The sequence below is a fragment of the Mycobacterium parascrofulaceum ATCC BAA-614 genome (genome assembly GCF_000164135.1).
Lineage (GTDB): Bacteria > Actinomycetota > Actinomycetes > Mycobacteriales > Mycobacteriaceae > Mycobacterium > Mycobacterium parascrofulaceum.
The window spans coordinates 1-1,066 of record NZ_GG770627.1 but is presented as its reverse complement, the minus strand read 5'-3'; the positions used below and the strand labels follow the sequence as shown (position 1 = coordinate 1,066).

At 70.5% G+C, this 1,066-nt stretch carries 2 protein-coding genes; both read right to left on the bottom strand.

The genetic code is table 11. The features are described from left to right. Positions 1-119: 119 nt before the first annotated feature. On the bottom strand, positions 120-434 hold the full coding sequence (locus HMPREF0591_RS34310; RefSeq protein ID WP_244269133.1) for a DUF4192 family protein: 315 nt from the start codon (positions 432-434) through the stop codon (positions 120-122). A 125-nt stretch (positions 435-559) separates the two neighbouring features. Continuing rightward, positions 560-1,066: DUF4192 family protein (locus HMPREF0591_RS34305; protein ID WP_007172633.1), on the bottom strand; the 507-nt coding region annotated here is incomplete at its 5' end.

Below are 1,066 nucleotides of genomic sequence, written 5' to 3'. Positions count from 1 at the left end.
CCAGGTGGCCAGTCCGGGCGCGCGGGGCGCGCCGGTGTCCGATGGCGGCCGGAAGAAAAAAGGGGGGCCCGGCCAACCCCCGCGTGCTCGAGGCTGACCGGGCCCGCGAGGGCCGGGCTTTAGTCGTGTCCGGGTTGGGTTGCGCTGTCGACAATGACGCGGCGGATCTGTTCGGGCGGGATGCCTGCCCGCAGTGCGGTCAAGAGCAGCTGCGTCAGGCGCGGAGCGGGGGCGTGGGCGGTGTGAGCTTCCTCGAGCGCGGTGTCGATGGCGATGCCGGCCCGCACGGTGTCGCCGTGCAGGCAGTAGGCGACCGCGGCGATGGTGAGCGCTTCGGCGCGTGGTTGGCCGCGCAGGCGGCGCGCGATGTGGGTCCACAGTTCGGCCGCGGGCTGGGTGTGCTCGATGGCGGCGAAGATCATGGCGTCGCGCACGTTGATGTCGGTGGTGATGATGTGGCCGGCGCGGGTGGGCAGGGTACGGCTGATCGGGTGGCCTGCCAGGGCGTCGCAGAGTTCTTCGGCGGTGGTGATGACGAGCTCGCCGTGCTCGCCGAGGGCTACCGGCGGCGCTGGGGTGAGGGGCGCGAATTCGGCTTCGATGTCGGCGCGGGCGTGGCTGATTCGCTCGCCGCTGAGAACGCGCTGGGCGCTGAGTAAAGTGAGTCGGTGTAGGGGTAGGTGGGGCCGCGGCGCCCGGTGTCGGGGTCAAACCACTGGCCTTCGGCGGTGACGTCGTGGGTCATGATGCGGTGGATGACGGGGATTTCGGCCGCGGTAAGAGCGTCTCGCAGCGAGTCGAGCACAGCCAGGGCGTGCCGGTTGTGGATGTCGTCGCAGACGGCGAGGAGCACGGCGCCGTGGTTGTCGGCGGATCGCAGGTTGCAGGTGGCGGGGAAGTTGGCGGCTTGTGCGGTGCTGACGGTGATGTCAAAGCGGATGGCGCAACGGATGAGCAGGCCGCCGCTGGAGTCACGGCGCAGCATGTAGGCGACGATGCTGTTGGTGGGGGCAAAGCCAAGCAGGGCGGCGGCCGCGGCGACGATGTCGGCTGGGGTGCGCATGGT